We start from the raw sequence: 26,970 nt of genomic DNA on the forward strand, positions 1-26,970 counted from the left end.
TTCAGTGCCTGGTTCATGGGAAGCCCCTTTCGTTGCTGTTCCGTGTGGTTCGGGGCGCCGGGTGACGGCGCCCCGCAATCTTCAGAGCCTGCCGAGAGACGGCTCGACTTCGCCCAGCCAGGCCCGCTCGAACGCACGGCGCGCGGCGGCAGCGCTTCCTGCGTCGCCTTGGTCGACGGCCAGCGCCTCCTCGGCTTGCCAGACGCCCCAGAGCGCCCAGGCGTTGTTCGGGTGGGTTTCAAGCGCGGCCTCGAAAGCCTGGAGCGCGCCAAGCTCGTTGCCCGCCTGGAGCCGCACGGCGCCAAGCGTCTGTCGCACCGGATACGACCAGTAGGGCGGCTCCATATAGCCGATCGTGTCCTCGAGCCGGATTGCCTCCTCAAGGTGATGTTCGGCGGCGTGCCAGTTGCCCTGCGCCTGTTCGATACGGGCCTCCACCAGGTGTCTGGCGATCTCGAGGACGTCGCGGGCGGGCAGATACTGCTCCTCCAGACCCGACAGATCGGCCTCGGCTATGATCGCTTCGATGGCGCGCTGCTCGGCCAGCGCGGCGTCCAGATCGCCCTGCAGCGCGAAGGCAGTGCCGCGTGCCCAGTGCCAATGACCCCGGACGAATGGGAACCTTTCGCCCGGATCGGACAGCGCGAGGATCGCGTCCGGCGTGGCCAGCTGTGCGTGGGCGGCGTAGGGTGCGGTGTCGATGGCCTGCACCCACGCGAGATCGCTAGACACGTCCTCCGAGGTCACGCTGGCCAGGAGGTCCGCCGCCTCGAGAGCGTCCTGCCACAGTCCGGCCATCTGCGCACCCACCAGCAGGAAATGGATGTTGTGCGGGTAGTAGCCATAGCGGTAGAGCGGGCTCGCCGCGTCGCCAGCGGCTGCGAGGTAGGCCTGGTCGGCGGCGATGGCCTCCTTGTTGACTGCTATGGAGTCGGCGTAGCGCCCCACCCGGTTGTAGATGTGGGCAGGCATGTGCAGCAGGTGCCCAGCCAGCGGGACTGCGCCGCGCAGCGCGTCTGCCGCCGCTTCGGCCATGGACGGATCGGCGGAAGCCTCGACCGCGTGGATCAGAAGGTGCAGCGCACCGGGATGCTGAGGGTCAAGCTTCAGGGCCCAGTCGAGCGCCGCGAGAATGGCTTCCGTCTGTCCTTTCGGCGTCACGCCGTCGGTCTCCCAATAGTCCCAAGGCTGCATGTTCATCAGCGCATCTGCATGGACGACATGGATGTTCGGATCGTCGGGATACCGGACCGCCAATTCCCCCATGGCCTGCGCAAAGGCGCGGTTCAGAAGCGCCCGATCACCGCCCTCCGAGGCGTAGCGAAGCGTCAGGGCCCGCGCGAGTTCCAGCTCTTTTTCGGTCGATGCCGTATCGACCGCAGTCCAGACCGTATCGAATGCGCGCGCGACATTCTCGTTGTGGATCCCGTCATTCAGGTTTGGCCCAAGCGCGTACGCCTCGCCCCAGAAACAGGCAGAGCAACTGGGATCCGCCTCCTGCGCCGCCTGGAAGGCCGACACGGCGGCGGCGTGATTAAAGCCCCACAGAAGCGCGACACCCCGCGCGAAAGCCTCGCGCGCCTCGGGCACTTGGGTACCGGCGTCGAAGCCGAAATCGCCGTAGCCGGCAAGCTCCATGGCGACTGCAGCGTCGGAGTCGAGCATGGTCGTCTCTGCATGGGCGACGCCGGGACGGAACAGCTCGGTGCGCCGCTCGGTCTCATGCGCCGAGGCGGGCAGCGTCAGGGCGGTAGTCGCGGCAAGGAGTGCTGCACGGGAAAACTTCGGTGTCATCATTCTTTTCCTTCTGAAATATGTCCAACAGATTGGGGACGCTTCGCTTAGTAGGCGGCGCCCCTATAGCGGCGTTGGCCGGGAACGACGGTGGGTATGCGTCGAGGCAGACGGGCGCGATAGCGGACGCCACGATAGATCATGTCGCCGAATGCGAGGGGGATCGGTCTCGGCAAATCGCCATGGAGATAGGTGACGCCACGATATCGCATGGCGCATCCTGATCGTTTGGCATCGGTTCCGGCGTCATTCGCAGTGCGCTCGTTAGGGTCCCATTGGGAGGTCATGGCCTTCATGGGAAAGCTCCTTGAAATTGAGAGTGGATCATGCCGTTCCGGCCGAATGCAGGACGGTGTTTTTCTCAGGCCGTGTGTGCTTGACAGCAGCAATCCGCCATCGCCTCGATGTGGCGATGGTCGGTGCCGCAGCAGCCGCCGTAGACGCGCAGGTTCGGCAGGATCCGCTTGAGCTGGGCGTAGTCCTGTCCGAGTTCCGCCGGGTTTCCCGGGTCGAGCTCTTCGGCCTCGTCGAGCTCCGCATGGCTAAGACGCGAGGCATTCGCCCGCACGCCCCAGATGCGCCGCAACCAGGCGGCGTCGGACTCGAGCGCAGCCCGGAAGTGGTCGGGATGGGCACAATTGACCATGAAGTAGGCCGCGGCACCTCCGGTCAGCATGTCCGTCCGCTGGAAGGCCTCGCCCAGCGGCGTGCCGTCTGGCAGGTGGCCATCGGTTTCGGTCGTGTAGGACAGGACCACCGGCATCCCCACCTCGGCAGCCGCGCGCACGATTCCCACGCCTTCGTTCACGGTCGAGATCGTGAAGGCACTGACCATGTCGGCCTCCGTGTCCAGAAACCAGCCGATCTGCTCGGCGTGAAAGGCTTGCGCCTCGTCCGCGCTCATCGCCGTATCGGGCCGGTAGCCATCGCCACGCGGGCCGATATTGCCTGAGATCACGATCGGTGAGACCGAGACAGCCTCGCGCCGCACCTCGGCCAGCAGCTCGATCGCGCGCTTGTTGAACCGCGCGAGATCATCCGGCGAATGCCCGAGCTGCGCCCCCCAGTGCCGGCTGGCGCGCCAGGTCGGCGCCTCGAGCAGGAAGCCGGTGCCGTGATCGGCCGCGATGGCGAGATGCCGCTCGAAGTAGCTCTTGAGCGTCTGGCGCCCGTCGTTGTGTCCAAGGAGCGGATAGGATGCGAAGCACGGCAGATCGAGCCCTTCGAGGAAGATGAGCGTCGTCTCGAGGCCGGCGTCGGTCAGGAGTTGCGTGCCGTCGATCTGCGGCAACCGGTTTCGATGGAGCGCACGCATCACACCCACCCCCCGAGATTGGGGTTGTGCCGGGCCAGGAACGTGTCACGGCAATCGGCCTGCTCAATGCCAAGATCGCGGCGCAGATGCGCGCTGCTTGGCAGGTCGGGAAGCAGCCTGCGTCGGAATGGTTTGAAGATACGTCTGAACATGATGGGTGCCTTTCGTTTTGACACCCGTCGTTTGGACCCTGGCCGTTCCACGCGGCGGCGGCCAGCCGTTACAGCGTCGTTAAAAGGTCAAACCCGACCCCCAAGGCCGTTTACGCACAGGCCATTCAAGGCCCAAATGGATCATGCCCTTAGAATCGCTGCATGTGTAAGTATCTGGAGCCATGGAACATCAGATCGGGATCAATCTGTTCGGACAGTTCGAGGTGCGTCTCGACGGCATTCCCGTCCGTATGCCGACGCGGAAGGTCGAACTGATCCTTGCACTTCTCGCGATCGAGCCGGACGTGGCGCTCAGCCGTTCCACGCTCGCGGGAATGCTCTGGCCGGGGCAGCCCGACGCGCAGGCGCGGGCCTCACTCCGGCAGGCGATCTTCCGTCTGAAGACAGCACTTGATCCTTCGGATGCCGTGGAAGTGACCTCCGGTTGGATCAAGCTTCGGAGCGACCGGATCGAGCGGGACATCGATGCGCTCGGACGCGGCGCGGCGGCCTCGGCGCTTCCGATCGGCACGCCGCTCGAGGGGATGAGCGGATTGGAGCCCGAGGTCGAGGATCGGCTCGACGCGGCGCGCGCAGAACTGCGGGCGCGTCTCATGAACTGGTTGGAAGACGCAGAGTCCGAGGCCCTTGCCGCACGCCGATTTGCCGATCTCGAGAGCCTCGCGCGGCGGCATCTCGTGCTCGACGGCTACGACGAAAGCGCACTGCGGATGCTGATGACAGCCCTCTGGCGTCAGGGCCGAAGGAATGCGGCACTGGATGCATTTCGCGAGACGAGCCAGCGCATACGTGCCGACCTGTCGGTGTCCGTCGATCCTTCCACGACAGCGCTCTATCATGAGATCAGGGCGCGACCCGCCGTCCCTCAGGACCAGAAGCGAACGGCCGTCACCGCCGAGAGGATCGAGCCGCCCGCCTCACCGACGGGGCCGCCGGCGAAGGCGACCCTGCCCCACCTTCGGCATGTTGCGGTCATGCATGTTGTCTCGAACCGCCTTCTGGCGGCGCTGCGCAACCGCGATCCCGAGGACGCGGAGGCGGCCAGCCGCGCAGCCTCCGACGCCATCGAGCGGGCTGTGCGGCGTGAGGGTGGCTTGATCGCGGGCCGGGCCGGACACCGGTTGTCCTGCGTCTTCGGTGTCGACCGTCCGGACGAGAGCCCGGCGCTTTCAGCGACTTTCGCCGCGTACGAGATCGCGGGCCTCGACTGCGCCGTGGGCATCGACGCCGCGCGCGCGCTGATCGGCGGCGAGAGCGACAGCTTTCCCGCCGCCCACCTCGCACAGGTCCTGGCCGAGGCGGCAGCTCCAGGGGACGCACTTTGCACTGACAGAGTGGCAGCATCGTGCAGCGGGGCTTTCTCCTTCGCGGCGGCGGACCCCGTGCAGACGAGCGAGGCAAAACCGGTTGTCGCATGGCGGCTGACCGGAGAGATCCTTTCGCGGGGCAGCTTCGACATCCGGAAAGCGCGCGGCCTGACACCCTTCGTGGCGCGAGAGTCCGAAATCGACGAGGTATCTGCGCTGGCCGCGCAAGTAGGACCGCGGGCCGTAGCCATTACCGGCGAGGCCGGGATCGGAAAGTCCCGGTTTGTCCACGAGACGCTCATGCGGCTCGGCCCGGTTCAACTGCTACGCGTTCAGTTCCATCCCAATGAGCTCGGTGGGGGTATCACCCGGTTCACATCGGTGCTGGCTTCGCTCCTCGGGGGAAGGTCGGCAGACAATCTGGTTGCGGCCCTCGACGCCGCGATCCCGGATGCGACCCTGCGCCGCCGGATCGCGCCGGTGGAGGCTCTTTTCGCCGCGCGCGGCGCGCTTCCGGAAAGCGGGGAATTGCCGAGGAGCGTGCGCCTGCAGGCGATTGCCGATGCACTGCTTCTTGCGATCCAGTTTCTGGCAGGTCGTGATTCGATACTGCTGGTCGAGGATGCGCACTGGGCGGACGACGATGGCGCCATGCTTGTCGAACGGATGTTGCGGTCGCTCGACGGCGACGGCCCGCTGGTGATCGTCACGATGCGGCCTGGCAGCGGCCTGAATTTGTCAGGCATCGCCGGTCTGGGCTCGATCACCCTGGCACCGTTGTCGGAAGCCGAGTCCGTCCGCCTTCTGGCCCTGCTGGGACATGATGTGACCAGCGATATCACCGCCAGATCAGGTGGCGTGCCGTTGTTTCTGGAGGAGATCGCCCGGCTGGGGACGATGCCTGGTGACGGATCTCAACCCGTACCTGAAACACTTGCCGGCCTTCTGACCCGGCGGATCGACGCGCTGCCACCGCATCTGCGCCGGACGATCGAGGCGGCCGCCGTTCTGGGGGCCGAGCCGGCGGACGACCTGCTGCAGCCCTTGTCCGGGCTGCGCCCTGACGCCTACGAGGTGGCCATAACCCAGCTTGCGGATGGCGACCTCCTGTTCCGAATCCGATCGGTGCCGCAGCGTGTCTACGGGTTCAAACACGCGCTGGTGCAAGAGGCGGCCTACCAGGCGATCCCGACCAATCGGCGCAAAGAGCTTCATACGAAGGTCGTCGCGCTGCGCGAAGATGATTGGCGCGCAGGCGACAAGGGCCTGAGCATCATGCTGGCGCATCATGCGCTCGCCAGCGGGCAGCCTGCCAAAGCCGTCGAACTGGCGCTCTGTGCAACCGAGCAGGCCGTCGCGCAATCGTCCTATCCGCTTGCGGACAAGATGCTGGGGCTTGCGCTCAAAGGCGCCCGAACGCTTGAGCCCACTGCAGAAAACCGCCGGCTCATGGCAAAGATCCTCGCTTGGCAGCGCCCGCTTGCCTGGCCGTTGTCCAAGCTCGAGGAAGTCGACGAAAGCCTCGCCCAATCCGAAGCGATTTCCCGCCAACTGGGCGACCAGCACTTGATTGCCGATATCTGCGTCCAGCGCGCCTATCGCCATACCGATGATGGTCAGGTAGCGAAGGCGCTGGCATTCTGCGATGCAGCGCGCGCAGCCGCGCTCGCCGCAGGCTCGGACGAGCTTGTGGCTGAAAGTGCTTTGGCACGTTGTCAGACTTTCACGTTCCAAGGTCACATGGGCCGCGCGCTCAGCGCCATTGCTTCGCACCGGAATTACTGGGACGACCGGAAGATGCATCGCGGCGACCTTGTCGTTACGCGTTACGTCATGCTGCAACATCTATTGACCCGGGCGCACGCCGCCTTGGGAGAATCCCGTACCGCGCTCGACTGCGCGCGTGACATGATCGAGGCCAGCCAAGCGACAAAACGGCCGATCGACAAATACAAGACGTTCCTCGCGATAGGGGAAATGCTGTCCGGCGCGAGCCGCCACGATGCCGCGGCAGAGGCCTTCAAATCCGCTCTTACAATTAGCCGGGAGATGGAATTCAGAAATTACGTCTATACTGCCGAAGCGCAGCTGGCCGAGCTCGACCTCAAGATAGGCGCGTCTACGGACGGCGAGCACACTCTGGATCGTCTTCTGGCAATCAAGGCTGGCGGGTTGAACCCTATTCCACGTCTATCTGCCGAGGCAGCACTCCTTTGCCACCGGCTTGACCACGGGGGCTGCAATGATCTTTCCCAAATCAAGAACCTACTCGAACGGGTTCGAGAAGTCGATCTTCCCTCTGTGGAATTGCGCATCTTGGATACGCTGGCGCGATGCGATCCGAACGGACCGCAGGGCTGGGCAGCGGCCGCGAAGGCTATCCTCGCCGAAGAGCGTTACGCTCCGTGTGACCTCCCCGATGCCGAAGTTAACGCCCTGATGGAGTTGTTGGGATGAGCGAAGCGGGAGAGGTGTCGCAAGGCGCCTGTGTCGTCGCCGACGCACGGTTGCGATGGCGTGCGGTCGGGGTCGGCAGCTCCCTGGTGCTGCTGCATGGCGTGCCCGGAGACATGGAGACGCTTGCACCGGTCGCGGATGCGCTTGCCGACATCTGCCGTGCGATCACGATCAGCCAGCGTCATGCGGGCTCTGGGCCCCACGGCGAAAGACCGTTCGGCACCACGCAGCAGCGGGACGACCTTGGCGACATCGCGCGCGGGATCGGAGGCCCGATCGACCTAACGGCATGGTCATACTCGGCGCATGCGGCGCTGGCGCTCGCGATCGAGCGGCCCGACCTGGTGCGCAGTCTCTACCTGTTCGAGCCGGGCTTTCCGACCTTCGTCACCGACCCCGACGCAGCGGCCAGGATCGAGACCGATACGATGGCGGCTTTCGGTCCAGCCTTCGGGGCACTGTCACTTAAAGCCAGTGGCAGCCACCAGGGGGTGACGGTAGAAGTCGGCATGCGCCCACTTTCCTACGCACGTCACCGGTTTTCGCCCGCCATCATCCGACATGCGGTCTGGCTCTACTTGCGGTTTGCGCTCAGCTACCGCAATGTCGAGGAAATACTCGCCGCGCGTGGCATTGATGCTTCCTATGATACCGTCCGGCGATGGGTGCATAAATTCGGCCAAGTTTTCGCTGAGCGTATTCGATGGCACCTAGACGAGGTTTTCCTCAAGATCGGCGGCAAGGCGGTATATCTGTGGCGCGCGGTGGACGACGAGGGCGAAGTGCTTGACGTCTTGGTCCAACCGAAGCGGGACCGGAAGGCCGCGCTGAAATTGCTTCGAAAACTGCTTAAGCGCCAAGGCTATATTCCCAGTGCGATCGTGACGGATCGGCTTCGATCCTATGGCGCAGCCCTCCGGGAGTTGGACCTGGCGGACCGGCATCTGACTGGCGGCCGGTCCAACAACCGAGCAGAGGTTTCGCATCGGCCGACCCGACGCCGAGAGCGGCAGCAAATTCGATTCAAGTCACCCGGATCGGCGCAGCGCTTCCTCTCCTCCCACGCCGCCATCTCCTCCCACGCCGCCATCTCCAACCACATCGACGTCCAGCGTCATCTGATTTCCCGCAGCACACTGAGAACACTCCGCGCCAGGGCGTCGGCCGAGTGGCGTGAAATCGTGGCGGCCTGAGGCTGCCTCCAGGAGGTGCTGCCGGCCACTGAGAATTACCGTGACAGTGCCAGCGTGGCAGTCGAACGGCAGCTATGGGCCGGTCGAGCCACAACGCGCATAGCTACACCGGCGAAATTGGGGCACCGCATCCATGCGGCGGTGCGGCGGTCGTGACCGCGGAGCGACGCAGTTGCGCGTCTCGTCCGGCCCGGTGCGGACCTCCACCCGGCCTCTATTATGCTGCGTCTCGACTCTGTTGCGCAAATCGGCTGACGGTCGAGGTTCCCCCATCCCCGGACAGACTTATCCTACGGCCTCTGTGACGGGCATGCCGAGCGCGGTGTAGCCGTTCAGGACGGCTATGCGGATCTGGATCTCGGCGAGCTGGCGATCAAAGGCTCGCGCCATGAGGCGCTGGCCCAGCAGCTTTACCCAATGCATCTTGCTCTCGACGCGGCTTCGGCGGTGATAGCCACTCCAGTTTCGCCAGAGCGCCCGCCCAAGATTTTTCGACGCCCGGAAGGCTTCGTTTCGTGCGCGCGCCCCGGGCGTGTTCGGCTTCCATGGCTTTGCGTTCTTGCGGGGTGGGAGTGAGGAGGATCAGGAAATGGTCCGGGGGACCATTTCCCCGACGAACGGCGGCAGCACCTCGATCCGCAGTGGCGTCATGACACTTGCGCGTATCATACGCACCCTCTGCGGTGACACTGCCGATCTCCTGTTCGGGCGGGATCTGATCGAGCAATTCCGGTAGCATGGGGGCGTCGCCGATACCACTTCTGGTGAACTCGACAGCGCGGATTTCCAGCGTTTGCTCATCGATGCCGAGATGAATCTTGCGCCAGACCCGCCGTTTGGGACCGCCATGCTTGCGCGCATTCCATTCGCCTTCCCCCTCGACCTTGATGCCGGTACTGTCGATCAGCAGGTGCAAGGGCCCCTTGGAGCCGCGATGCGGGATGTTCACGGCCAAGGTCTTCTGGCGGCGGGACAGCGTGCTGAAGTCGGGCACCGCCCAGTCCAAGCCGATCAACTTCAGCAGGCTCTCGACAAAACCACTCGTTTGCCGAAACGCCATGCCGAACAAAACCTTCATCGAAGGGCACGTCTGGATGGCGGTGTCGCCGTAGGTTTGCTGGCGGCCACGCCGGCCTGTCGGCGCGGCATCCCAGCTCATCTCTGGGTCGAACCAGATCGTCAGCGAGCCCCGGCACTTGAGCGCTTCATTGTAGGTCGGCCAGTTCCTGGTCTTGTAGGTCGGAGGTGTGGGTCTGCTCATGACGACCAGCTACCCTTCTGGATTCACGAGATGAATCCCCGCAAGGGTTTGCGCAACAGAGCCCCTACCAAGGCAAAGTGGATCAAGCCACACTGTCGTGTTCCACAAGTAATGCGGGAGAAGCCGTAACCATCTAGGTTACAAACTGACCCACTACCGACCTTCGATATATTCCTGCCGAAGGAAATCGATGAGCTCCGGGCTCAGCCGGCATGTCCGGTCGCGTGACCAGACAAGCTGGATCTGCCACTCCACATCGAGCTCTTCCACACGCCGCAGGGTAACGTGGCGTTCGTTGACGGCAGAAGCCGCTTCCGGCACCAGCGCAATGCCAAGGCCACTGGCCACGTAGCCAAGCTGCGAATGGATACGGGCCACCTCCCGGCTGATCGTCGGGCTGACCCCCCGTCCGGCGAAGGCCGCGATCAGCTTGTCGTAGTAGAATGGAGACTGCCGTCGAGACGGCAGGATCAGCGGCTCGCCCGCCAGAAGCTCCAGCGTGACACATTCTGTGTCGATCAGCGGATGTCCCTGTGGCAAGGCCAGCACAAAGCGGCCACGGCGCAGGATCACCTCGTCCAGCCCACTGTTCCCGTATTCGACTTGGCTCAGACTTCGCCAAGCGATACCGAAGTCATACCGCCCGGCTTTCACCCCAGCAATCACGCTGGAGGTATGTCCCTCGTCCAAGACGAATTGCGTGTCGGGATAGGTCTCCTTGTGGTTGCGGATGAACTCCGGGAAGACAGTGTGGAGAGCGAAGGGAACGACCCCGAAGAACAGCGTATTGCGCTCTTGCCCTCCTTTCTGCATTAGCTGGTCGACCCGCGCGGCTTGAGACAGAAGTCGCCGCGCCTCCTCCATCAGAACACGCCCCGCCGCCGTCAGCTCAACCACACGATTGTTGCGGCGCAGCAGCGTACACCCATATTCCGCTTCCAGCATCTGAATATGGCGGGTCAACGGAGGCTGTGAAATGTTGAGCCGCTGCGCAGCCCGCCCGAAGTTCAGTTCCTCCGCAACCACCAGAAAGCAGCGAAGCCGCGTCAGGTTCATCGCCCCCCCTTCGGTTCTGACCTGAATATGTGCTGGCGGGGATCCTAGTCCGGCCGGACGCGCTGCGCCAGATAGGGCCGGATCGCGAGCCAGATCATCACCAGAGATAGCAGCAGGAACAGCGCACTGACCGGCCGCGACAAGAAGATCGCGAAGTCCCCCCGCGACACCATCAACGACCGCCGGAAATTCTCCTCCATCATCGGGCCGAGCACCAGACCAAGGATCAGCGGCGCCGGCGGATAGCCAAACGTGTTCAGCACGTAACCCACCAGGCCGAAAATTGCGGTGAGATAGATGGCGAAGGGAGACCCGGTCATTGAATAGGCCCCGATGCAGATGAAGAAGAGGATCGCGATCGATAGATAGTGGTACGGAATCGACAGGATCTTCACCCAAACCCCGATAAGTGGCACGTTCAGCACGATCAGCATGATGTTCCCCACCCAGAAGCTCATCACCAGTCCCCAGAACAGATCCGGGTGACTGTTGACCAACTCCGGTCCCGGCGAAATGCCATGGATGATCATCGCTCCCAGCATCACCGCCATGACCACATCGCCGGGAATGCCCAAGCTGAGCGTCGGGATGAAGGCTGCTTGCACCGAAGCGTTGTTTGCCGCTTCCGGGCCAGCAATCCCTTCGATCGCCCCCTTGCCGAACCGGCTTCGGTCACGGGCCACCCTTTGCTCGGTGGAATAGGCCATGAACGAGGCGACAGAAGGCCCGGTCCCCGGCAGGATACCTACGAGAGACCCCACGATCGAACCGCGCAGGATCGGCTTTGCGAGGCTACGCATCTCCGCCCGCGTGGGATACATCGACCGCATGGAAACCTTACCGAGCCCGCTTGGACGCGTTGCGCCCGAAAGAGATCCGATCACTTCCGACACGCCGAACAACCCCATGGCGACCGCGGCCATGCTGACCCCATCCGCAAGCTCCAGAAGTCCGAAAGTATAGCGGAACGTGCCGCTGCTGACATCCGTCCCGACAACGCCAAGGATCAGCCCCACGATGACCATCAGCAATCCCTTGAGCGGAGCGCCCGTGCTGACCGTTGAGGCGATGATCAGCGCCAGCAGCATGACCGAGAAATACTCAACTGAGGTGAAGCTGAGCGCGAAAGTGGCGAGCAACGGCGTGAAAACCATCATGAGAAGGATCGCGAAAGACGAGCCGAAGAAGGATGCGATAGCCGCGATGAACAGAGCCACGCCCGCTCTGCCCTGCTTGGACATGGGGTAACCGTCCAGGCAAATGACTGCGGAAGAGGCCGTCCCCGGCAGGTTCAGCAAGATGGACGCCGTCGAGCCGCCATATTGCGCCCCGTAGAAGATGCCCGCCAGCATGATCAGCGAAATGGTCGGGTCTAGGTGGAAGGTGATCGGCAAGGCCATGGAGATCGCCGCCAGCGGGCCGATGCCGGGAAGGACGCCAATCGCCGTCCCGACGGCGACCCCAACGAAACAGAAGATCAGCGCCTGCCAGGAGAACGCGACCTGGAGGCCCAGATAGATGTCTTGAAAGTCCACCGGTTCAGAACTCCGCGATGTGGACAGGGACGCCCAGCCCGTAAATGAAAACAAGAACGCCGGTCAGAGACAGGAAGGCGGCGGTGATGAGCACGGTCATCGACCGGGCCTCTCTGTCCGCCAGCCCTGCGACGAATGTAAAAATGACCGTGGCGGGAATCAGGCCAAACCGCTCCAGGCACAACCCGAAGACGACAAGCGCCGCCGGCACCAGCAGTGCAGGCCGAAGGCTCATTCCCCGTACGTCTGGTTGCTCCCGCCGAGAGGCGATCAGACAGGCCAGAGCCAGCAGTGCCAGCATGATCCCGAGGGCCAGCGGATAGACTCCCGGGCCCGGTCGCGCCAGCTTCCCTAAGCCGAAGTCAAGCGCGACAAGCGCCACATAGAGTCCCATACCGATGAAGATCAGCGGAACAGCAACGCTCCAAGCGTACCATTCCGATGTGTTTTTTTTGGCTTCGTCCAAATTCCTCTCCTCCCAGATGCGAGGGCCCGACGGTGTCACGTCAGTTCGCCGCATCAAGGTCCAGCGTTTCGGGGAAGCTCTGCCAGAGCGCCAGGTTCTCATCGAACCAGCCCCTTAGCTCCTCCGGAGAGCTTCCGATAACCGTCACGCTCATCTCCTCGATCCGCGCAAGGGTCTCGGGGTCGTTCATCGCGGCCGTCCAGTTTTCGTTCCAGTAGTGAACCACCTCATCGGGAAGCCCGGCCGGACCGACCAGCGAGAACGACAGGGAATCCACGACATCCACCCCAACCTCGCGGAGCGTCGGCAGATCGGGGAAAAGCGCGACCCTCTCACCTGTCGTCACCGCAAGCGGCCGCATCTGGCCGTTGCGGATAAAATCGCGCGTCGGAATCGAGGTCGCGAAAAGAGCCTGGATCTCACCGGACAGAAGCGCGTTGAAAGAGGGAGTGCCGCCACTGTAGGGGATGATATCGAATCCGATCCCGGTTTCTGCACGGAAACGTCGCGCGATCAGGTCCGACTGCGACAGCGGCCCGTAGGAGCCGAAGAGGATTTCCTGGGGATGCTCGGAGAGGTAAGCCGCAAACTCCTCATAATTAGTGACCGGCAACTCAGGATTGACCATCAGCATGTAGGGCGCTTCGGCCGTATGCGAGATGAAGGTGAAGTCCTTCATCGGGTCAAAGGGAAGGTTGCCCTGAAACACCATGCCAGACAGGAACTCCGACGGTGTGGCAATGTACATCGTATAACCGTCCGGCTTCGCCCCCGCCACACGCCTGCTGGCGATCTGGGTCGAAGCGCCGGGCACGTTCACCACCACGATGTCTTCGTCGGTCATCTCGGACATGCTGTTGGCAATCAGCCTACCCAGCGTATCCGACCCCCCCGGCGGATAAGGGATGATCAACTCCACCGGTCTGTTGGGATAATCCTCGCCTTCGGCAAGAACCGGCTGGGTCATGAGGCTGGCGGCTAGGCCAAGCCCGGCCACCACGATCGTTTTTGCAGTCATGATACTCCTCCCTGATTGGTTTGTGTTTCTACTTGAACAGCTGGGCCACAAGCTCCGGAACGGTCATCCCGTTCTTCAACCCCTCGACCCAACCCTGTTCGGTCTGGGCAATTGCCTCGCAGGCCTCCAGCACCTGTTCGATCAGATCGCGGGGGACGAAACACACCCCGGTTTCATCGGCGATGACCAAGTCGCCCGCCTCGACGGGCACGCCATCAATCTTCACCGGGCCGTTAATTTCCTTGGTTTCGGCCCGCCACTTCCCCGAGATCGGGGAAATATCGCGCGACCATACGGGGAAGCCGAGCCCCCGGCTCTCTCCGACATCTCGGATGCCGCCGTCCACCACGGCGCCCGCTAGTCCCTTGTAGAAACAGGTCGTGGCCATGACCCCGCCCATGTTCGAGAGGTTCCGCAGCCCCTGGATCACCAGAACGTCGCCGGTCTCCGCCTGATGGATCCCCTCGATTTCGGTCATCATGTTGGCTCCATCCGCAATGGTCTGCTGGACGGAGCGGGTCTGGGGGATGTTGCGGACGGTAATCGCGCGGCCGATCACCCTCTTTTGCGGCAGCGTCGGCTTCAGGATCGACGAGCCGATCACCCCGACACGTCCAAGTTTGTCCAGAACGTCCGAAACGGTGCTGGTCAGATCCTCGAGCTTTTCGAAGCGGTCCAGCAGCGCCGGATCGATCGCCGCCGGCATCCGGCAGATCCGGTCTTCCGGTAGCCGGCCGGCAGAGCCCTTGTGTTGAGGTTTGGTCTGCATATGCCCTTCGCCTTTGTTGGTGTTCCATTCGGGCACAACATGGGGAAAGCACGGCATTACCGTCCAATACCAAAAGCGGTATCTTTGATGCTTAAAAGGTATGAACGGCCTGCCAGCGGGCCCAAAGGCCCTTGCCCGAGGTGCTAGGGTCAGGACCCATTGATTTCCGCGTAGGGGGGTGATTCACGGTTCGAAAACCGAGCGGTGAACATGTCTGATCTCTTTTGGCTGACGGATTCGCAGATGGCGCGTCTTGAGCCTTTCTTCCCAAAGTCACACGGCAAACCAAGGGGCGATGACCGGCGGGTGTTGAGTGGGATTATCTTCATCAATCGCAATGACTTACGATGGCGCGATGCGCCTACAACCTATGGCCCGCACAAGACGCTCTACAATCGCTGGAAGCGGTGGAGCGGGCACTGTCACGGTAACTCTCTTTGGCCGGCCGCACCTCCTGGAGGCAGCCTCAGGCCGCCACGATTTCACGCCACTCGGCCGACGCCCTGGCGCGGAGTGTTCTCAGTGTGCTGCGGGAAATCAGATGACGCTGGACGTCGAAGTGGTTGGAGATGGCGGCGTGGGAGGAGAGGAAGCGCTACGCCGATCCGGGCGACTTGAATCGAATTTGCTGCCGCTCTCGGCGTCGGGTCGGCTGATGCGAAACCTCTGCTCGGTTGTTGGACCGGCCGCCGGTCACGTGCCGGTCGGCCAGGTCCAACTCTCGCAGGGCTACGCCGTACGATCGAAGCCGATCCGTCACGATCGCACTGGGAATATAGCTTTGGCGCTTAAGCAATTTCAGCGCGGCCTTCCGGTCCCGCTTCGGTTGGACCAAGACGTCAAGCACTTCGCCCTCGTCATCCACCGCGCGCCACAGATATACCGCCTTGCCGCCGATCTTGAGGAAAACCTCGTCTAGGTGCCATCGAATACGCTCAGCGAAAACTTGGCCGAATTTATGCACCCATCGCCGGACGGTATCATAGGAAACATCAATGCCACGCGCGGCGAGTATTTCCTCGACATTGCGGTAACTGAGCGCAAACCGAAAGTAGAGCCAGACCGCATGTTGGATGATGGCGGGCGGAAACCGGTGACGTGCGTAGGAAATTGGGCGCATGCCGACTTCTACCGTCACCCCCTGGTGGCTGCCACTGGCTTTACGTGACAGCGCCCCTCTGTGATCTGCGCATTCAGCGTCACGATACGCCGTTCGATGTCGACGACGCGGGCGAGATCGACGGGGCGGGCCGCCGGGCGCGTCACATCATCCGCATCATCAGGTTGCCGAGGATCCAGATCGTGCCCGCTGCCATGATCGCGATGATCAGGCCGGTGAACAGGATCAGGTGAAGATCTTCGCGCTTTTGCCGCGACAGGTCGATGTGCAGGAAGTAGCGGAAATGAACAAGCACCTGCGCGAAGGCCAGGATCGACAGTGCGGCAAAGACCCCCGCGGGTCCGAAGGGCTGCAGGATCGCGGTCAGGAAGGACAGTGCGGTCAGGGCGACTGCCGCCGCGAAGCCGATGAAATACATGCGCAGATCGCGCGCGCGTTTGTCCCTGTCGCTCATGTCAGGATCCCCGGAAGAAACACGATCGAAAAGATCCCGATCCAGATGATGTCAAGGAAATGCCAGTAGAGCCCCAACCGCAGCACGCGGGTCTTCACGTCCGCCGCAAAGCCGAAGATGGCGATCTGCGCGCAGACGACAAGGATCATGATGCTGCCCACGGTCACGTGCAGCCCGTGCAGGCCGACCAGCGCCCAATAGGCGCTGAGGTAGCCCGATCGCATCGGCACGGCCCCCTTTTCGGCGGCGTCGATGAAGTCACGGACCTCCAGCCCCAGAAAGCACAGCCCGAAGACAAGCGAAGCCAGCAGCCAACCGATCACGCGGCGCGGGGTCGAGCCGTGCTTCATGGTCACCGTCGCGATCCCGAACAGAAGCGAGCTGATCAGCAGCGCGCCGGTCTGCATGCCGATGCTGGCGATGTCGACGATGTCGGCATTGCCCGGTCCTCCAGCTGTCGCCTGGATCGAGATAGCATAGGTCGCGAAGAACATCACGAAGGTGACGAGGTCGCTCATCAGGAAGACCCAGAACCCGAAGACGACCGTTTCGGCCTGTTCGTGGGCTTCGCCATGGCTGGGGCCGAGGTTCAGGCCGGGATGGCTGTTGGCGGTCGCGGTCGATGTGCTCATGTCACGCCTCGGGGATGCGTGCGGCGTAGCCGCGGTTCTGGCTGGTCACTTCGTCGCGCCGATCGGTCAGTGGGCCCTGCCTGGCGCCGTCGAGCCAGGCGCGCTCGGTCGCCTCGACCACCTGGGCGGGGACGATCTCTTCCTTGTCGCGCAGAAAGCCCAGGCCGATGGCATGGATCAGGATGGCCAGCGCCGACAGAATCGCCAGCCACCAGATCCAAAACACCATCGCAAAACCCAGGGCCGTGCCAAAGACGATGATGGTCAGGCCGATCCAGCTTGTCGGGGAAAGCTCGATGTCCTCGTAGGACGGGCAGTCGATGGCATAGGCGGTGCCGTGGGCCTTTTCCGCGGCAAAGGCGTCCGGGCCGTGGACCTGCGGGATGAAGGCATAGTTCCATGCGGGCACTGGGGCGGGTGTGGCCCATTCCAGCGTGCGGCCATCCCAGGGGTCGCCGCCGGGCACGGCCAGGGCCTCGCGCCGGCGGGCCGAGACGACGAAGGTGCCGATCAGGCAGCCAAGCGCTGTCAGAACGCAGAGCGCGCCCCCCATCGTCACAATCATGTACGGTACATAGGCCGGATCGTCGAAGGCCGGGCTGCGTCGCGGCATCCCCATCAGGCCCACTATGTAAAGCGGCATGAAGGCGAAGGTGAAGCCGATGATGAACAGCCAGGCGGTGGCGGCCGACCAGCGCTCGTCCAAGCGGAAGCCGAAGAATTTCGGGAACCAGACATAAATGCTGGCCAGAACCGCGAACAGCGTCCCGGGCAGCAGCACGTTGTGGAAATGCGCCACCACGAACTGGCTGTTGTGGACGGTGAAGTTGATCGTCGGGTTCGCCAGCAGTATGCCGGTATAGCCGCCCACCGAGAAGTAGAAGATGAATCCCGCCAGATAGATGATCGGCGTGCGCATCCGGATCCGCCCGCCCCAGAGCGTGGCGATCCAGACATAGACCTTCACCCCCGTCGGGATCGCGATCAGCATGGTGGCGATCCCGAAGGCCACATTGATCGTCGGGCTTTGCCCCATCGTGAAGAAATGGTGCAGCCAGACGGTAAAGGACAGCACCGCGATCGCCATCGTCGCGATCACCAGCGACATGTAGCCATAGATCCGCTTGCCCGAGAAGATCGCCGTGAACTCGGAGTAGAGGCCGAAGGCGGGAAGGATCAGGATATAGACCTCCGGGTGGCCGAACATCCAGAACAGGTTGGCGAAATTCATCATGTTCCCGCCAAGGTCGTTCGTGAAGAAGTGGAAATCCAGATAGCGGTCGAGTGCCTGCATGATGATGACCGCCGTCAGCGGCGGCAGCGCAAAGACCAGCAGGATCGAGGTGCAGAGCGCCGTCCACACAAAGATCGGCATCCGCAGGAAGGTCATGCCGGGGCATCTCATCTTGTAGATGGTCACGGCAAAGTTCAGCCCCGTCAGCAGCGACCCGATCCCCGATAGGCCCAGGGACCAGATCCAGTAGTCCGGCCCCGTGCCGGGCTGAAAGGCGACGCCGGTATAGGGCGGATAGCCGGTCCAGCCGCCGGTCGCGAACTGCCCGACCACAAGGCTGATCATCAACAGCATTGCACCCACGATGGTAAAGCCCAGGCTGATCTGGTTCAGCCGGGGGAACGCCACGTCCCGCGCGCCGATCTGCAAGGGCACCAGCAGGTTCATGAAGCCGATCAGGAAGGGCATCAAAACGAAGAAGATCATGATGGTGCCGTGGGTCGAGAACAGCTCGGAGAAGTGGTCCGGCGTCAGATACCCCCCCTGATATGCGGTCGCGTATTGCGACCGCATAACGACGCCTTCGGCCACGCCGCGGGCGAACATGACCAGACCCACCACGATATACATGATGCCGATCTTCTTGTGGTCGGTCGTGTTCAGCCAATCAAACAGCAACGGCTTCCACCAGCCCCTGATCAGTAGCAGGGCCAATGTGATGACCCCACCGATGACGGCCAGCCAGCCCGCCGAACTGCCAACGATGTTGCTGGCCGTGGGATCGCGAAAGACGTCGAAGATCGCGATGTCGTCCCAACCGAGACGTCCGAAGATGAACTGTTCCATAGTCTGTCGCTTCTATTGGCCGGAGGCGGCGGGCGCGGTGGAATGGTCGTGATGCGTCATATCCGTCCCATCCATTCCTAAATGGCTGTCGGCCAGAACGCTGTCGCAGGCTCCCCCGGGCAAGGTGCCCTTGGCGGGGTCATAGACGGTGCTGCCCGGCTGCGCCTCGGGCGGAACGGCTGTGCCCTGGTGATAGCGGGCCACCACCCGGTCGAAGAGGCAGGCATCCCCCAAGGGCCGAAGCACGGGCGAGGTTTCGTGAAATTCGTCGGCCTCGGCGCCGGTGACGACCAACGTAGGATAGGTCGCGGCGTCCAGCGCGGCGCCGGTCGCGCCGGTGATCCAGGCGTCGAACTCGGCCTGCAGCACGGCGCGCATCGGCACGCGCATATTGGCAAAGCCAAAGCCGTTGAACTGGGTCTGGGTCGCCAGCCCCTGCCCCTCCTGATCGGCCGAGAGGTTCAGTTTCGTCACCATCCCCGGCATCGCGTAGATCTGCCCGGCAAAACCGTTGGGCAGAAAGCTTTGCATCACCGTGTCCGTCGTCAGGCGAATGGTGACGGGCCGCCCGACGGGGATCACGATCTGATCCACGGCGGCCACCTGCTGGTCGGGATAGAGCGCGAGATAGCGGAAATCGAGCCCCACTAGGTCGATCTCCAGCGGGTCATCGCCCAAGGGGGCATAGGGATCCAGCTCCAGCGTTGCCTGCGCCAGCCAATAGGCCAGAACGCAGATCACGAGCACCGGGATGCCCCAGATCGCGGCCTCGAACCACTTGTTGAATTCCCACTCGGGCGTATAGCGCGCCCCGCTACCGAGACGGTAGCGGTAAAGCATGATCGGCAGGAGGATGATTGCAGGCAGGACCGCGACAAGGGCGATCAGCGCCGCGCGCAGGAAATGGGTCGACTGGTCCGCCAAGACCGGCCCGATCGGGCTGAGCAGATCGGCAGCGGCCGCAGCATCCGCCCCGACGATCCCTGCGACCGCGACAGCCAGGACCAACCCGGCGACCCGGCCCTCACGGCGCGCGACACGGCCGCGCATCAAGCCAGCAAGACCAACCGGCAGGGCTTTGGTCGGGTCAGTCGCGATGTGCGGCATCTGGGGTCTCCGGCAAAGGTCGGTTTCGCGTCGATGCCATCACGGGCAGCGCGCTGTTTCGGAAATTACGTGAACCATCGAAGTTGAACCATCCGCATTCCTGAAACCTAAAGATTTGTAAGGCTCAGGAAAGCCCGAACGGGCACTGTCACGGTAATTCTCTTTGGCCGGCCGCACCTCCTGGAGGCAGCCTCAGGCCGCCACGATTTCACGCCACTCGGCCGACGCCCTGGCGCGGAGTGTTCTCAGTTGTCGGCGCGATCCGCCGGACCGAGGCGATCGAGGTCAAGTACCAATCCCTGTCCAGCCCTGAGCCGCGTTGGCGCTGGGTCGCTCCGCACGCCATCGCGTTCGACGGGTTCCGATGGCACACGCGGGCTTTCTGCCAGACCGATGAATGCTTTAAGGACTTCTTATTGTCCCGGATGCTTAGGATCCGAGGTGCACGGCAGACCGAAACCTCGGCCGCCGACGACAGCGACTGGCACTCCGATGTCACGCTGGAGATCGCTCCCCACCCCGACCTCTCGGATACGCAAGCAAAAGTCATCGCGCTCGACTACGGCATGCGGGGTGGCAAGGCGAAGATCACGGTCCGGCGTGCGCTCCTCTACTACGCGCTGAAAAGGCTTGGCCTCGATACGGATCCGGCCGCCAGAAATCCGCAGAATCAGCAGATCGTTCTTCTCAATCGAGGTGAGCTATTCAACGGCGCGAACTCAAGCTTTGTTGGGAGTGCAAAGGTATGACCGAGACGTTTTTCGAGCAGCCAATACTCAATTCTCCTTACGAATACCCTGGTCGCCATTGGGAGTTGGATGACGATGGGCAACCGACGAACCGGATCATCAAGTCAAGACGACGTTCTGATCTGATCACACCTGTCCCAAAGGCAAAAAAGCAGCGTCAGAACCAGAAGCAGGGCTCCCTCATTCTAGGTGCGGACGACGATCTTTCGACGACTGACCAGGAATACAATTCAACCCCGATCATCAACGAAGTACGAGGATACGTCGAAACTTGGCGTAACCTTCCGAATCCCGATCAGTGGATGGTTACACCCGAAACGGCCAGACTGTTGCAGCATTGGCGGCACCATCAGTTCGAGGGCATTCGTCCCTTTTTCTGCCAAATCGAAGCGGTCGAGACCGCGATCTGGCTGACCGAGGTCGCGCCAAAAATGGGACCGCGGGTGGCCAAGTTCGGGGCCCATATCAAGGGGACCAACAAACAGGCAAATCCGGAACTGCTTCGCCTGGCGCTGAAGCTTGCAACCGGCGCAGGCAAGACAACTGTCATGGCGATGCTGATCGCGTGGCAGACGGTAAATGCCGTGCGCCACCCGAACAGCAAGCAGTTCTCAAGCCGGTTCCTGATCGTCTCGCCCGGCATCACCATTCGTGACCGGTTGCGCGTCCTGCTGCCCAATGACCCCGAAAGCTACTATCGCAGCCGCGAGATCACGCCACCGGACATGCTTCGGGATATCCAGAGCGCCAAGATCGTCATCACCAACTACCATGCCTGTCCGTTGTCAGATGATTTGGGACACGAAGGCCTGACTGGGAATGGAGGGTCTGGCTCGATCGGGTTTCAGTTTATGCCGCGGTTTGGCGATGCAGCAAGCGGCGCTTCTCGATGGTCTTGGCTTTGATCTCCTTTCGCCGATTCAGGATTGCTTCTGCCCTGCCGAGATAGACATCGGCAGGCGTGAGGTTCCCGAGGCTCTCGTGGTAGCGGTCATGATTGTAGTGGTCGATGAAGGCCGCGACCGCCTCTTCGAGCGCCCCGGGCAAGTAGTAGTTCTCAAGGAGAATTCGGTTCTTCAGGGTCTGATGCCAGCGCTCGATCTTGCCTTGGGTCTGTGGGTGCCGGGGCGCGCCGCGGACGTGATCCATGCCCTCGTCGGCAAGCCAGTTGGCCAATTCGCTGGAGATGTAGCTGCTGCCATTGTCGCTGAGCAGCCTGGGCCGGTGGACGACGGTGGCTCGGTCGCAGCCCGAGGCGACCAGGGCATCTTCCAGCGTAGCTGTCACGTCTGATGCTTTCATCGTCGTGCAGAGCCGCCACGCGACGACGTAACGGCTGTAGTCGTCGAGGATCGTTGAGAGGTAGAACCAGCCCCAGCCGATGACCTTCAAATAGGTGAAGTCGGTCTGCCAGAGCTGGTTCGGGCGGGTCGTCTTCTCATGGAACTCGTTCGCCGCCTTGATCACGACGAAGGCCGGGCTGGTGATCAGGTCTTGTGCCTTCAGAACCCTGTAAACGCTGGCCTCCGACACGAAGTAGCACCGGGTATCGGTGAACCTGACCGCGAGTTCCCGGGGCGACAGCTCAGGCTGTTCGAGCGCGAGATCGACGATCTGCCGGCGCACCTTGTCCGGGATGCGGTTCCAGACCCGGGTCGGACGCGAAGGCCGGTCCTCGAGCCCGGCGGCTCCGAGAGACAGATAGCGATCATACCACCGGTAGAAGGTCGTGCGGGGCACGCCGATCATGTCGAGTGTCCGCTTCGCCGGCAGGTGAGACTGCTCTACCTGCCGGATGATCTCGAGCTTTTCGGACGCGGGATATCTCATTCCTGGTCTCCCCCATCCCCAAGCATGCTTTTTTTGAGAAGGCGGTTCTCCAGCGTGAGATCGGCCACGGCCTCCTTCAGCGCTGACGCCTCCTGACGCAGCTCTTTGACCTCGGGGCTGGTCGCCTGGCGGGACGTATCACCGGCGAGCCGCTTCTTGCCGGCCTCGAGGAACTCCTTGCACCAGCTGTAATAGAGGCTCGTCGCGATCCCTTCGCGCCGACAGAGCTCGGCGATGCTGTCTTCGCCACGCAGCCCTTCAAGCACGATGCGGATCTTCTCCTCGGACGAATGGTGCTTCCGTGTGCGCCGGCGAATGTCCTTAACCATCGCCTCAGCTGTAGGCTTCGATGTTCCGGGTTCTGTCTCATCTCCACTCCTTGGTGGCTTCGATGAGCCTGAAACCCTCCGTTACAAAGCCAACTCAGATGTCCCAGGAGCGCTGATGGCGGACAGTTCGCTCGAAGATGAGTTGTCGCTCTCCGACTACTTATCCGGGGGAGCAAGAAGGCATATAGAGGATCTGCTTTCCTGGGATCAGCCCCTCGGGCTCAAATTCGCTCTCCTGATGGCTTCTCATCCTCATGTTCAACAGCAGATAGACCTGTCCGACTATCCGCCTCAAACTCTTGAGGACGTCTTTGCCCGACTCGCCGAGAGCGGTGATCGGGTCTCACAGGTGGGAGGATTTGAACTAGGGATCAGATTGTTGTCGACCTGCCCCGGCCTTGCCGGCAGCCTCACGGGCATCGCCCGGCAGCTTCGGGATGACGACCCGAATGCAGAGCAAGGGCGCATGCAGCTCTTGTCCAGTCTTGTGGCCTTTGTCGACGGCACGATCGCGCGTGCGGGCATCCTGAGGTCTCGGCCACCGTTCTGGCGTCGGATGGCAGCCATTGCCCAAGCGTCCCTGATTGAGCAGAATATTGTCGAGGGCGGCGTCGACTTGTCGATCGCCGAGGAGTTCTCGAACCTCGGCCGAGGGCCGTATTTTTACGAACAGACGCTGATTGACTTACGGCGGGAGCCGCGTTGGCTACCAGACTTCATTGGGCCGGGGCGACTGCACAACGAACTCGTCGGACGCGTGGTAGGGGCGGTGGAAGCTGACCTCGAGAGCATCAAGCCCGGCGAACTTCTCGAGCTGGTCGTAGGAGATTCGCCGGATAGCCTAAAGAGGCGGATGGCGGTTCCTTTCGCGTTCTTGCCGGGCCCGCTTGAAGGCGCGTGTGCGGTGTACAGGGCACCACCGTCTGAGATCGAAGAGCTAATCCGGAAGGATCTGGAGAACGCCGACGGCGACTTTAGGTCCTTTATTGCTCTCGTAAATTTCACGCCCCTCTTTAGTATTAGCCTGGAGTCGGTCGCGCTTGCCGCCAAGACCATCCGGGAAGCTCAGTACCTTATCAGGGCAGGAGAAGGAGACGCGGACGCATTCGCCATGCTCTCCGGGCTGGCCACCGCAGCGTCGGCCGCGAGAAGTGGCGAACTCGCCCGAGAGGTACGAATACTAGCGCGGGTTATTCGGCGACGATCCAGAGCCGTCCTTTCACCTGTGAACGAGCTTCGCATCTTGATGATCGCCGCTGCCGCGTTTGAAGAGCTGAACGCCTGGTCCACATTTGTTGGCGAGTGGGTTACTGAGTTGGCGTTCGATGACATAACCCCTGGAGACGCCGAAACACTTGCGTTTCATCTGGGCGTATTGCTCGATATCGAGCCACATTTGTGGCAGACGTGCGGCAGAGCGCAAGCTGCCTTGGAATCTTTTTCCTGAGTTAGATGCGGGGTTAGCTCGGAACCCAACAGGTTGCGCCAACTGGCCGGAAAACGGTGCGAAAAAGATGAAGACAATTCAGCGACTTGAACCTCTTCACCTTGGACCCCGAGGTGAAGAGGTTCGGAGAGTATTGGCGCGGAGAGACCGGCTTCATAGCTGCTCAGGGGCCGCGAAGGTGAAGAGCCTCCCGGCTACAACCCTTGAAATTAACGAGAAATTTCGGCCATGTGAACAGGCGGAGAACGGGTTGTGTCGGGATGTTGGCGGAGGGAGAGGACTCTTCCACAAACTCGCTCGGCGGAGCGCTTCGCATTCGGTTGGTGTCTGAGCGAACTGGCGCGCAGATCGGCTTTGCTCTGCTCTTCGCTCATGCTGCCGCGCTAATGCCCCAGCCGAGGTCCGGCCGCTATGGGCCACTACTTGTAGTCCCCGAACATAGCCGTCAGGGATGCCTTCACCTGCCCTTGCCCAGTATGGACTAGTTTGCCCTGGTTTCCCCTGCTATGGTCTAGAAAACAGCGAGGGCTCGACGATGGCGGATTCGCCGGACCAGGCCATGACCGTCCGGGATGTGGCTGGCTACCTGAACGTCGACGAGAAGACGGTCTACCGGCTCGCCAAGCGTGGCGACCTGCCGGGGTTCAAGGTGGCCGGCGCATGGCGCTTCAAGAGATCGGACCTCGATAGCTGGATCGATCTGCAGAAGAAAGCTGTACAGACCAAACCGTGAGGGGGCCCGAGTGAGCGATCTGAACATCAGCAATTTTATCTGGAACATCGCCGACGATGTTCTGCGCGATGTCTATGTTCGCGGCAAATACCGGGACGTCATCCTGCCAATGACGGTCATTCGTCGGCTAGATGCCGTGCTTGAACCGACCAAGGATGCGGTCTTGGCCATGAAGGTGCAGCTGGACAAGGCAGGAGTCGCTAATCAGCACGCAGCTCTGTGTCAGGCGTCCGGCGAGGCATTCTACAACACATCCCAATTTCGGCTTCGCGACCTTACCTCGCGCGCGCGCCGCCAGCAGCTGAAGTCAGACTTCGAGGCCTACCTCGACGGGTTCTCCCCGAACGTCCAGGAGGTACTCGACAAGTTCAAGTTCCGCAATCAGATCCCGACGCTCGTCGAAGCGGACGCGCTCGGTTTCCTGATCGAGAAGTTCCTCGACCCGTCGGTCAATCTCAGCCCCAAGCCTGTGCTGCACCAGGACGGCAGTGTGCGTCTGCCGGGTCTCGACAATCACTCCATGGGAACAATTTTCGAGGAACTGATCAGGCGGTTTAACGAGGAGAACAACGAGGAGGCCGGAGAACACTTCACGCCTCGCGACGTGGTCGAGCTCATGGCGTACCTGATCTTCATGCCGATCGCGGATGAAATTCAGTCCGGCACCTATCTCGTCTACGATGGTGCCTGCGGCACGGGAGGCATGCTGACGGTCGCGGAAGAGACGCTGATCAAGTTGGCGACCGACCACGGGAAAGAGGTGTCGGTCCACCTCTACGGGCAGGAGGTCAATCCCGAGACATTCGCCATCAGCAAGGCGGACCTCATCCTAAAGGGTGAAGGGGCCGAAGCCGAGAACATGAAGTATGGCTCGACGCTCTCCAGCGATGCATTCCCATCGAGTGAGTTCGATTTCATGCTTTCGAACCCTCCCTACGGCAAGAGCTGGAAATCCGATCTGGACCGGCTCGGCGGCAAGAAGGACATCACCGACCCCCGCTTCGTGATCGAGCACGATGGCGATCCCGAGTACAGCCTGATCACGCGCTCGAGCGATGGCCAGATGGTGTTTCTAGCCAACATGCTGAGCAAGATGAAGAAGGCCACCAAGGTCGGCAGCCGGATCGCCGAGGTCCACAATGGCTCATCTCTGTTCACGGGCGATGCGGGATCGGGTGAGAGCAATGTGCGGCGCTGGGTCATCGAGAATGATTGGCTTGAGGCCATCATCGCGCTGCCGCTGAACATCTTCTACAACACCGGTATCGCGACTTACATTTGGGTGCTCAGCAATCGCAAGGCAGAGGCCCGCAAGGGCAAGGTCCAGCTGATTGACGCGACGGCGTGGTTGAAACCTCTGCGGAAAAACCTCGGCAAGAAGAACTGCATTCTCGGGCCGGATGACATCAAGCGCATCTGCGACAGCTTCCTCAACAGCGAGGAAAGCGAGCAGTCGAAGATCTTCTCCAACGCGGCGTTCGGTTACTGGAAGGTGACGGTCGAGCGGCCCTTGCGCTTGAAGGTCGAACTAACCGCGAGCGCGCAACGTCGCTTCGCGAAGACGTGCGCGGAGGCTGCTGAAGAGCCCCTCATTGGCGTTGTGGAAGCGGTGGCCGAGCGGCTTGGCGAAGGCCCCCATCTCGATTTCAACCGCTTCCTTGAAGAAGCCGAAGCTGTGGCGGGCAAGCGCGGCGTCCGTATGACGGCCAAGCGCCAGAAGCTCCTGATGGCAGGGTTGGGCATCAAGGATCCCGGGGCGGAACCGGTCATCAAGAAGGCGTCCAAGATCAAGCCGGGCGCCGATGCTGAATCTGATGCGCTGTACGGCAACTACCATCGGACCGTCGGTGGCAAACCAGCGATCGTCGAATTCGAGCCGGACACGGAGTTGAGGGATACCGAACAGGTGCCGTTTTTAGAAGACGGCGGTATCGAGGCGTTCTTCCGTCGCGAGGTTCTGCCTCATGCGGCCGACGCCTGGATCGATCCGTCCAAGACGGTTATCGGCTATGAAATCTCTTTCACGCGGCACTTCTACAAGCCACAGCCGCTGCGGACACTTCAGGAGATCGAAGCCGACATCCGGGCGCTTGAGCAGGAAACCGAAGGCCTTCTTGAAGACGTGCTAACGGGAGGCCGCTGAGC

The 26,970-nt window shown here is 62.2% G+C and carries 18 protein-coding genes and 5 pseudogenes; 8 read left to right on the forward strand and 15 right to left on the reverse strand.

Features of this window, described 5'->3' with window-relative positions:
- Window positions 1-81 precede the first annotated feature (81 nt).
- The 3 genes from ACF66B_RS07680 to ACF66B_RS07690 form a co-directional block, all read right to left on the reverse strand.
- The gene (locus tag ACF66B_RS07680) at window positions 82-1,797 is read right to left on the reverse strand and encodes a hypothetical protein (protein ID WP_392664557.1); all 1,716 of its coding nucleotides are present in this window, start codon (window positions 1,795-1,797) and stop codon (window positions 82-84) included.
- A 44-nt stretch (window positions 1,798-1,841) separates the two neighbouring features.
- Window positions 1,842-2,090, reverse strand: coding sequence for a DUF4278 domain-containing protein (locus tag ACF66B_RS07685; protein ID WP_111431989.1), 249 nt, complete (start codon window positions 2,088-2,090; stop codon window positions 1,842-1,844).
- 65 nt (window positions 2,091-2,155) lie between these two features.
- Complete coding sequence (locus ACF66B_RS07690) at window positions 2,156-3,109, reverse strand: homocysteine S-methyltransferase family protein (protein WP_111431988.1); 954 nt, start codon at window positions 3,107-3,109, stop codon at window positions 2,156-2,158.
- 334 nt (window positions 3,110-3,443) lie between these two features.
- Between ACF66B_RS07690 and ACF66B_RS07695 the strand changes: the two genes are divergently transcribed.
- On the forward strand, window positions 3,444-7,046 hold the full coding sequence (locus ACF66B_RS07695; protein WP_111431987.1) for an AAA family ATPase: 3,603 nt from the start codon (window positions 3,444-3,446) through the stop codon (window positions 7,044-7,046).
- Between the two features lie 509 nt (window positions 7,047-7,555).
- Window positions 7,556-8,239, forward strand: coding sequence for an IS6 family transposase (locus ACF66B_RS07700; RefSeq protein ID WP_111431986.1), 684 nt, complete (start codon window positions 7,556-7,558; stop codon window positions 8,237-8,239).
- Between the two features lie 285 nt (window positions 8,240-8,524).
- On the opposite strand, the pseudogene ACF66B_RS07705 reads toward ACF66B_RS07700, so the two are convergent.
- The 6 genes and pseudogenes from ACF66B_RS07705 to ACF66B_RS07730 all read right to left on the reverse strand — a co-directional run bounded on the left by ACF66B_RS07705 (window position 8,525) and on the right by ACF66B_RS07730 (window position 14,401).
- Window positions 8,525-9,500, reverse strand: a pseudogene (locus tag ACF66B_RS07705) (IS5 family transposase).
- Between the two features lie 153 nt (window positions 9,501-9,653).
- The gene (locus ACF66B_RS07710) at window positions 9,654-10,556 is read right to left on the reverse strand and encodes a LysR substrate-binding domain-containing protein (RefSeq protein WP_111431985.1); all 903 of its coding nucleotides are present in this window, start codon (window positions 10,554-10,556) and stop codon (window positions 9,654-9,656) included.
- A gap of 44 nt (window positions 10,557-10,600) precedes the next feature.
- A complete protein-coding gene (locus tag ACF66B_RS07715) occupies window positions 10,601-12,091 on the reverse strand; it encodes a tripartite tricarboxylate transporter permease (RefSeq protein ID WP_111431984.1) in 1,491 nt (496 codons plus the stop codon).
- A 4-nt stretch (window positions 12,092-12,095) separates the two neighbouring features.
- Complete coding sequence (locus tag ACF66B_RS07720) at window positions 12,096-12,557, reverse strand: tripartite tricarboxylate transporter TctB family protein (protein WP_162683451.1); 462 nt, start codon at window positions 12,555-12,557, stop codon at window positions 12,096-12,098.
- A gap of 40 nt (window positions 12,558-12,597) precedes the next feature.
- Entirely contained in the window at window positions 12,598-13,575 is a 978-nt protein-coding gene (locus ACF66B_RS07725; RefSeq protein ID WP_111431982.1) for a tripartite tricarboxylate transporter substrate binding protein, read from the reverse strand.
- 28 nt (window positions 13,576-13,603) lie between these two features.
- Window positions 13,604-14,401, reverse strand: a complete 798-nt coding sequence (locus tag ACF66B_RS07730; RefSeq protein WP_111431981.1) for an RraA family protein — start codon at window positions 14,399-14,401, stop codon at window positions 13,604-13,606.
- 153 nt (window positions 14,402-14,554) lie between these two features.
- Between ACF66B_RS07730 and ACF66B_RS07735 the strand changes: the two are divergent.
- Window positions 14,555-14,758 (forward strand): annotated as a pseudogene (locus ACF66B_RS07735) (transposase); the annotation flags it as partial.
- A gap of 52 nt (window positions 14,759-14,810) precedes the next feature.
- On the opposite strand, the pseudogene ACF66B_RS07740 reads toward ACF66B_RS07735, so the two are convergent.
- From ACF66B_RS07740 to ACF66B_RS07760, 5 genes and pseudogenes are all read right to left on the reverse strand, one after another.
- Window positions 14,811-15,464, reverse strand: a pseudogene (locus tag ACF66B_RS07740) (IS6 family transposase).
- A 142-nt stretch (window positions 15,465-15,606) separates the two neighbouring features.
- Window positions 15,607-15,918, reverse strand: coding sequence for a cytochrome o ubiquinol oxidase subunit IV (gene cyoD / locus ACF66B_RS07745; RefSeq protein ID WP_111432132.1), 312 nt, complete (start codon window positions 15,916-15,918; stop codon window positions 15,607-15,609).
- Complete coding sequence (locus ACF66B_RS07750) at window positions 15,915-16,550, reverse strand: cytochrome c oxidase subunit 3 (RefSeq protein ID WP_111432131.1); 636 nt, start codon at window positions 16,548-16,550, stop codon at window positions 15,915-15,917. The genes cyoD and ACF66B_RS07750 overlap by 4 nt, the downstream gene beginning before the upstream one ends.
- A gap of 1 nt (window position 16,551) precedes the next feature.
- Window positions 16,552-18,630: a cbb3-type cytochrome c oxidase subunit I gene (locus ACF66B_RS07755; RefSeq protein ID WP_111432130.1), complete on the reverse strand. Its 2,079-nt coding sequence runs from the start codon at window positions 18,628-18,630 to the stop codon at window positions 16,552-16,554.
- Between the two features lie 12 nt (window positions 18,631-18,642).
- Complete coding sequence (locus ACF66B_RS07760; protein ID WP_111432129.1) at window positions 18,643-19,737, reverse strand: cytochrome c oxidase subunit II; 1,095 nt, start codon at window positions 19,735-19,737, stop codon at window positions 18,643-18,645.
- 212 nt (window positions 19,738-19,949) lie between these two features.
- Between ACF66B_RS07760 and ACF66B_RS07765 the strand changes: the two are divergent.
- Together ACF66B_RS07765 and ACF66B_RS07770 are read left to right on the forward strand one after the other, a co-directional pair.
- Window positions 19,950-20,486: pseudogene (locus tag ACF66B_RS07765) on the forward strand (WYL domain-containing protein); the annotation flags it as partial.
- A pseudogene (locus ACF66B_RS07770) lies at window positions 20,483-21,277 on the forward strand (DEAD/DEAH box helicase family protein); the annotation flags it as partial. The pseudogenes ACF66B_RS07765 and ACF66B_RS07770, both read left to right, overlap by 4 nt.
- A 58-nt stretch (window positions 21,278-21,335) precedes the next feature.
- Here ACF66B_RS07770 and ACF66B_RS07775 read toward each other — a convergent pair.
- Window positions 21,336-22,645, reverse strand: a protein-coding gene (locus ACF66B_RS07775; protein WP_392664565.1) for an IS3 family transposase whose coding sequence is annotated in 2 segments (ribosomal slippage) — window positions 21,336-22,351 and window positions 22,351-22,645 — 1,311 coding nt in all. Because the reading frame shifts where the segments join, the coding sequence is not laid out codon by codon here.
- 115 nt (window positions 22,646-22,760) lie between these two features.
- Here ACF66B_RS07775 and ACF66B_RS07780 point away from each other — a divergent pair.
- The 3 genes from ACF66B_RS07780 to ACF66B_RS07790 all read left to right on the forward strand — a co-directional run bounded on the left by ACF66B_RS07780 (window position 22,761) and on the right by ACF66B_RS07790 (window position 26,968).
- Window positions 22,761-24,092, forward strand: coding sequence for a hypothetical protein (locus ACF66B_RS07780; RefSeq protein ID WP_111432024.1), 1,332 nt, complete (start codon window positions 22,761-22,763; stop codon window positions 24,090-24,092).
- Between the two features lie 535 nt (window positions 24,093-24,627).
- The gene (locus ACF66B_RS07785) at window positions 24,628-24,825 is read left to right on the forward strand and encodes a helix-turn-helix domain-containing protein (protein WP_111432023.1); all 198 of its coding nucleotides are present in this window, start codon (window positions 24,628-24,630) and stop codon (window positions 24,823-24,825) included.
- A gap of 10 nt (window positions 24,826-24,835) precedes the next feature.
- Window positions 24,836-26,968, forward strand: coding sequence for a class I SAM-dependent DNA methyltransferase (locus ACF66B_RS07790; protein ID WP_111432022.1), 2,133 nt, complete (start codon window positions 24,836-24,838; stop codon window positions 26,966-26,968).
- Window positions 26,969-26,970: the final 2 nt, after the last annotated feature.

Origin of the sequence: Amaricoccus sp. B4 (assembly GCF_043226085.1) — a bacterium.
GTDB lineage: Bacteria > Pseudomonadota > Alphaproteobacteria > Rhodobacterales > Rhodobacteraceae > Amaricoccus.

Coding starts and splice junctions, on each gene's coding strand:
- ACF66B_RS07680 (WP_392664557.1), bottom strand. CDS start 1,797: ATGATGACACCGAAGTTTTCCCGTGCAGCACTCCTTGCCGCGACTACC.
- ACF66B_RS07685 (WP_111431989.1), bottom strand. CDS start 2,090: ATGAAGGCCATGACCTCCCAATGGGACCCTAACGAGCGCACTGCGAAT.
- ACF66B_RS07690 (WP_111431988.1), bottom strand. CDS start 3,109: ATGCGTGCGCTCCATCGAAACCGGTTGCCGCAGATCGACGGCACGCAA.
- ACF66B_RS07695 (WP_111431987.1), top strand. CDS start 3,444: ATGGAACATCAGATCGGGATCAATCTGTTCGGACAGTTCGAGGTGCGT.
- ACF66B_RS07700 (WP_111431986.1), top strand. CDS start 7,556: ATGCGCCCACTTTCCTACGCACGTCACCGGTTTTCGCCCGCCATCATC.
- ACF66B_RS07710 (WP_111431985.1), bottom strand. CDS start 10,556: ATGAACCTGACGCGGCTTCGCTGCTTTCTGGTGGTTGCGGAGGAACTG.
- ACF66B_RS07725 (WP_111431982.1), bottom strand. CDS start 13,575: ATGACTGCAAAAACGATCGTGGTGGCCGGGCTTGGCCTAGCCGCCAGC.
- ACF66B_RS07730 (WP_111431981.1), bottom strand. CDS start 14,401: ATGCCGTGCTTTCCCCATGTTGTGCCCGAATGGAACACCAACAAAGGC.
- cyoD (WP_111432132.1), bottom strand. CDS start 15,918: ATGAGCGACAGGGACAAACGCGCGCGCGATCTGCGCATGTATTTCATC.
- ACF66B_RS07750 (WP_111432131.1), bottom strand. CDS start 16,550: ATGAGCACATCGACCGCGACCGCCAACAGCCATCCCGGCCTGAACCTC.
- ACF66B_RS07755 (WP_111432130.1), bottom strand. CDS start 18,630: ATGGAACAGTTCATCTTCGGACGTCTCGGTTGGGACGACATCGCGATC.
- ACF66B_RS07760 (WP_111432129.1), bottom strand. CDS start 19,737: ATGCCGCACATCGCGACTGACCCGACCAAAGCCCTGCCGGTTGGTCTT.
- ACF66B_RS07780 (WP_111432024.1), top strand. CDS start 22,761: ATGGCGGACAGTTCGCTCGAAGATGAGTTGTCGCTCTCCGACTACTTA.
- ACF66B_RS07785 (WP_111432023.1), top strand. CDS start 24,628: ATGGCGGATTCGCCGGACCAGGCCATGACCGTCCGGGATGTGGCTGGC.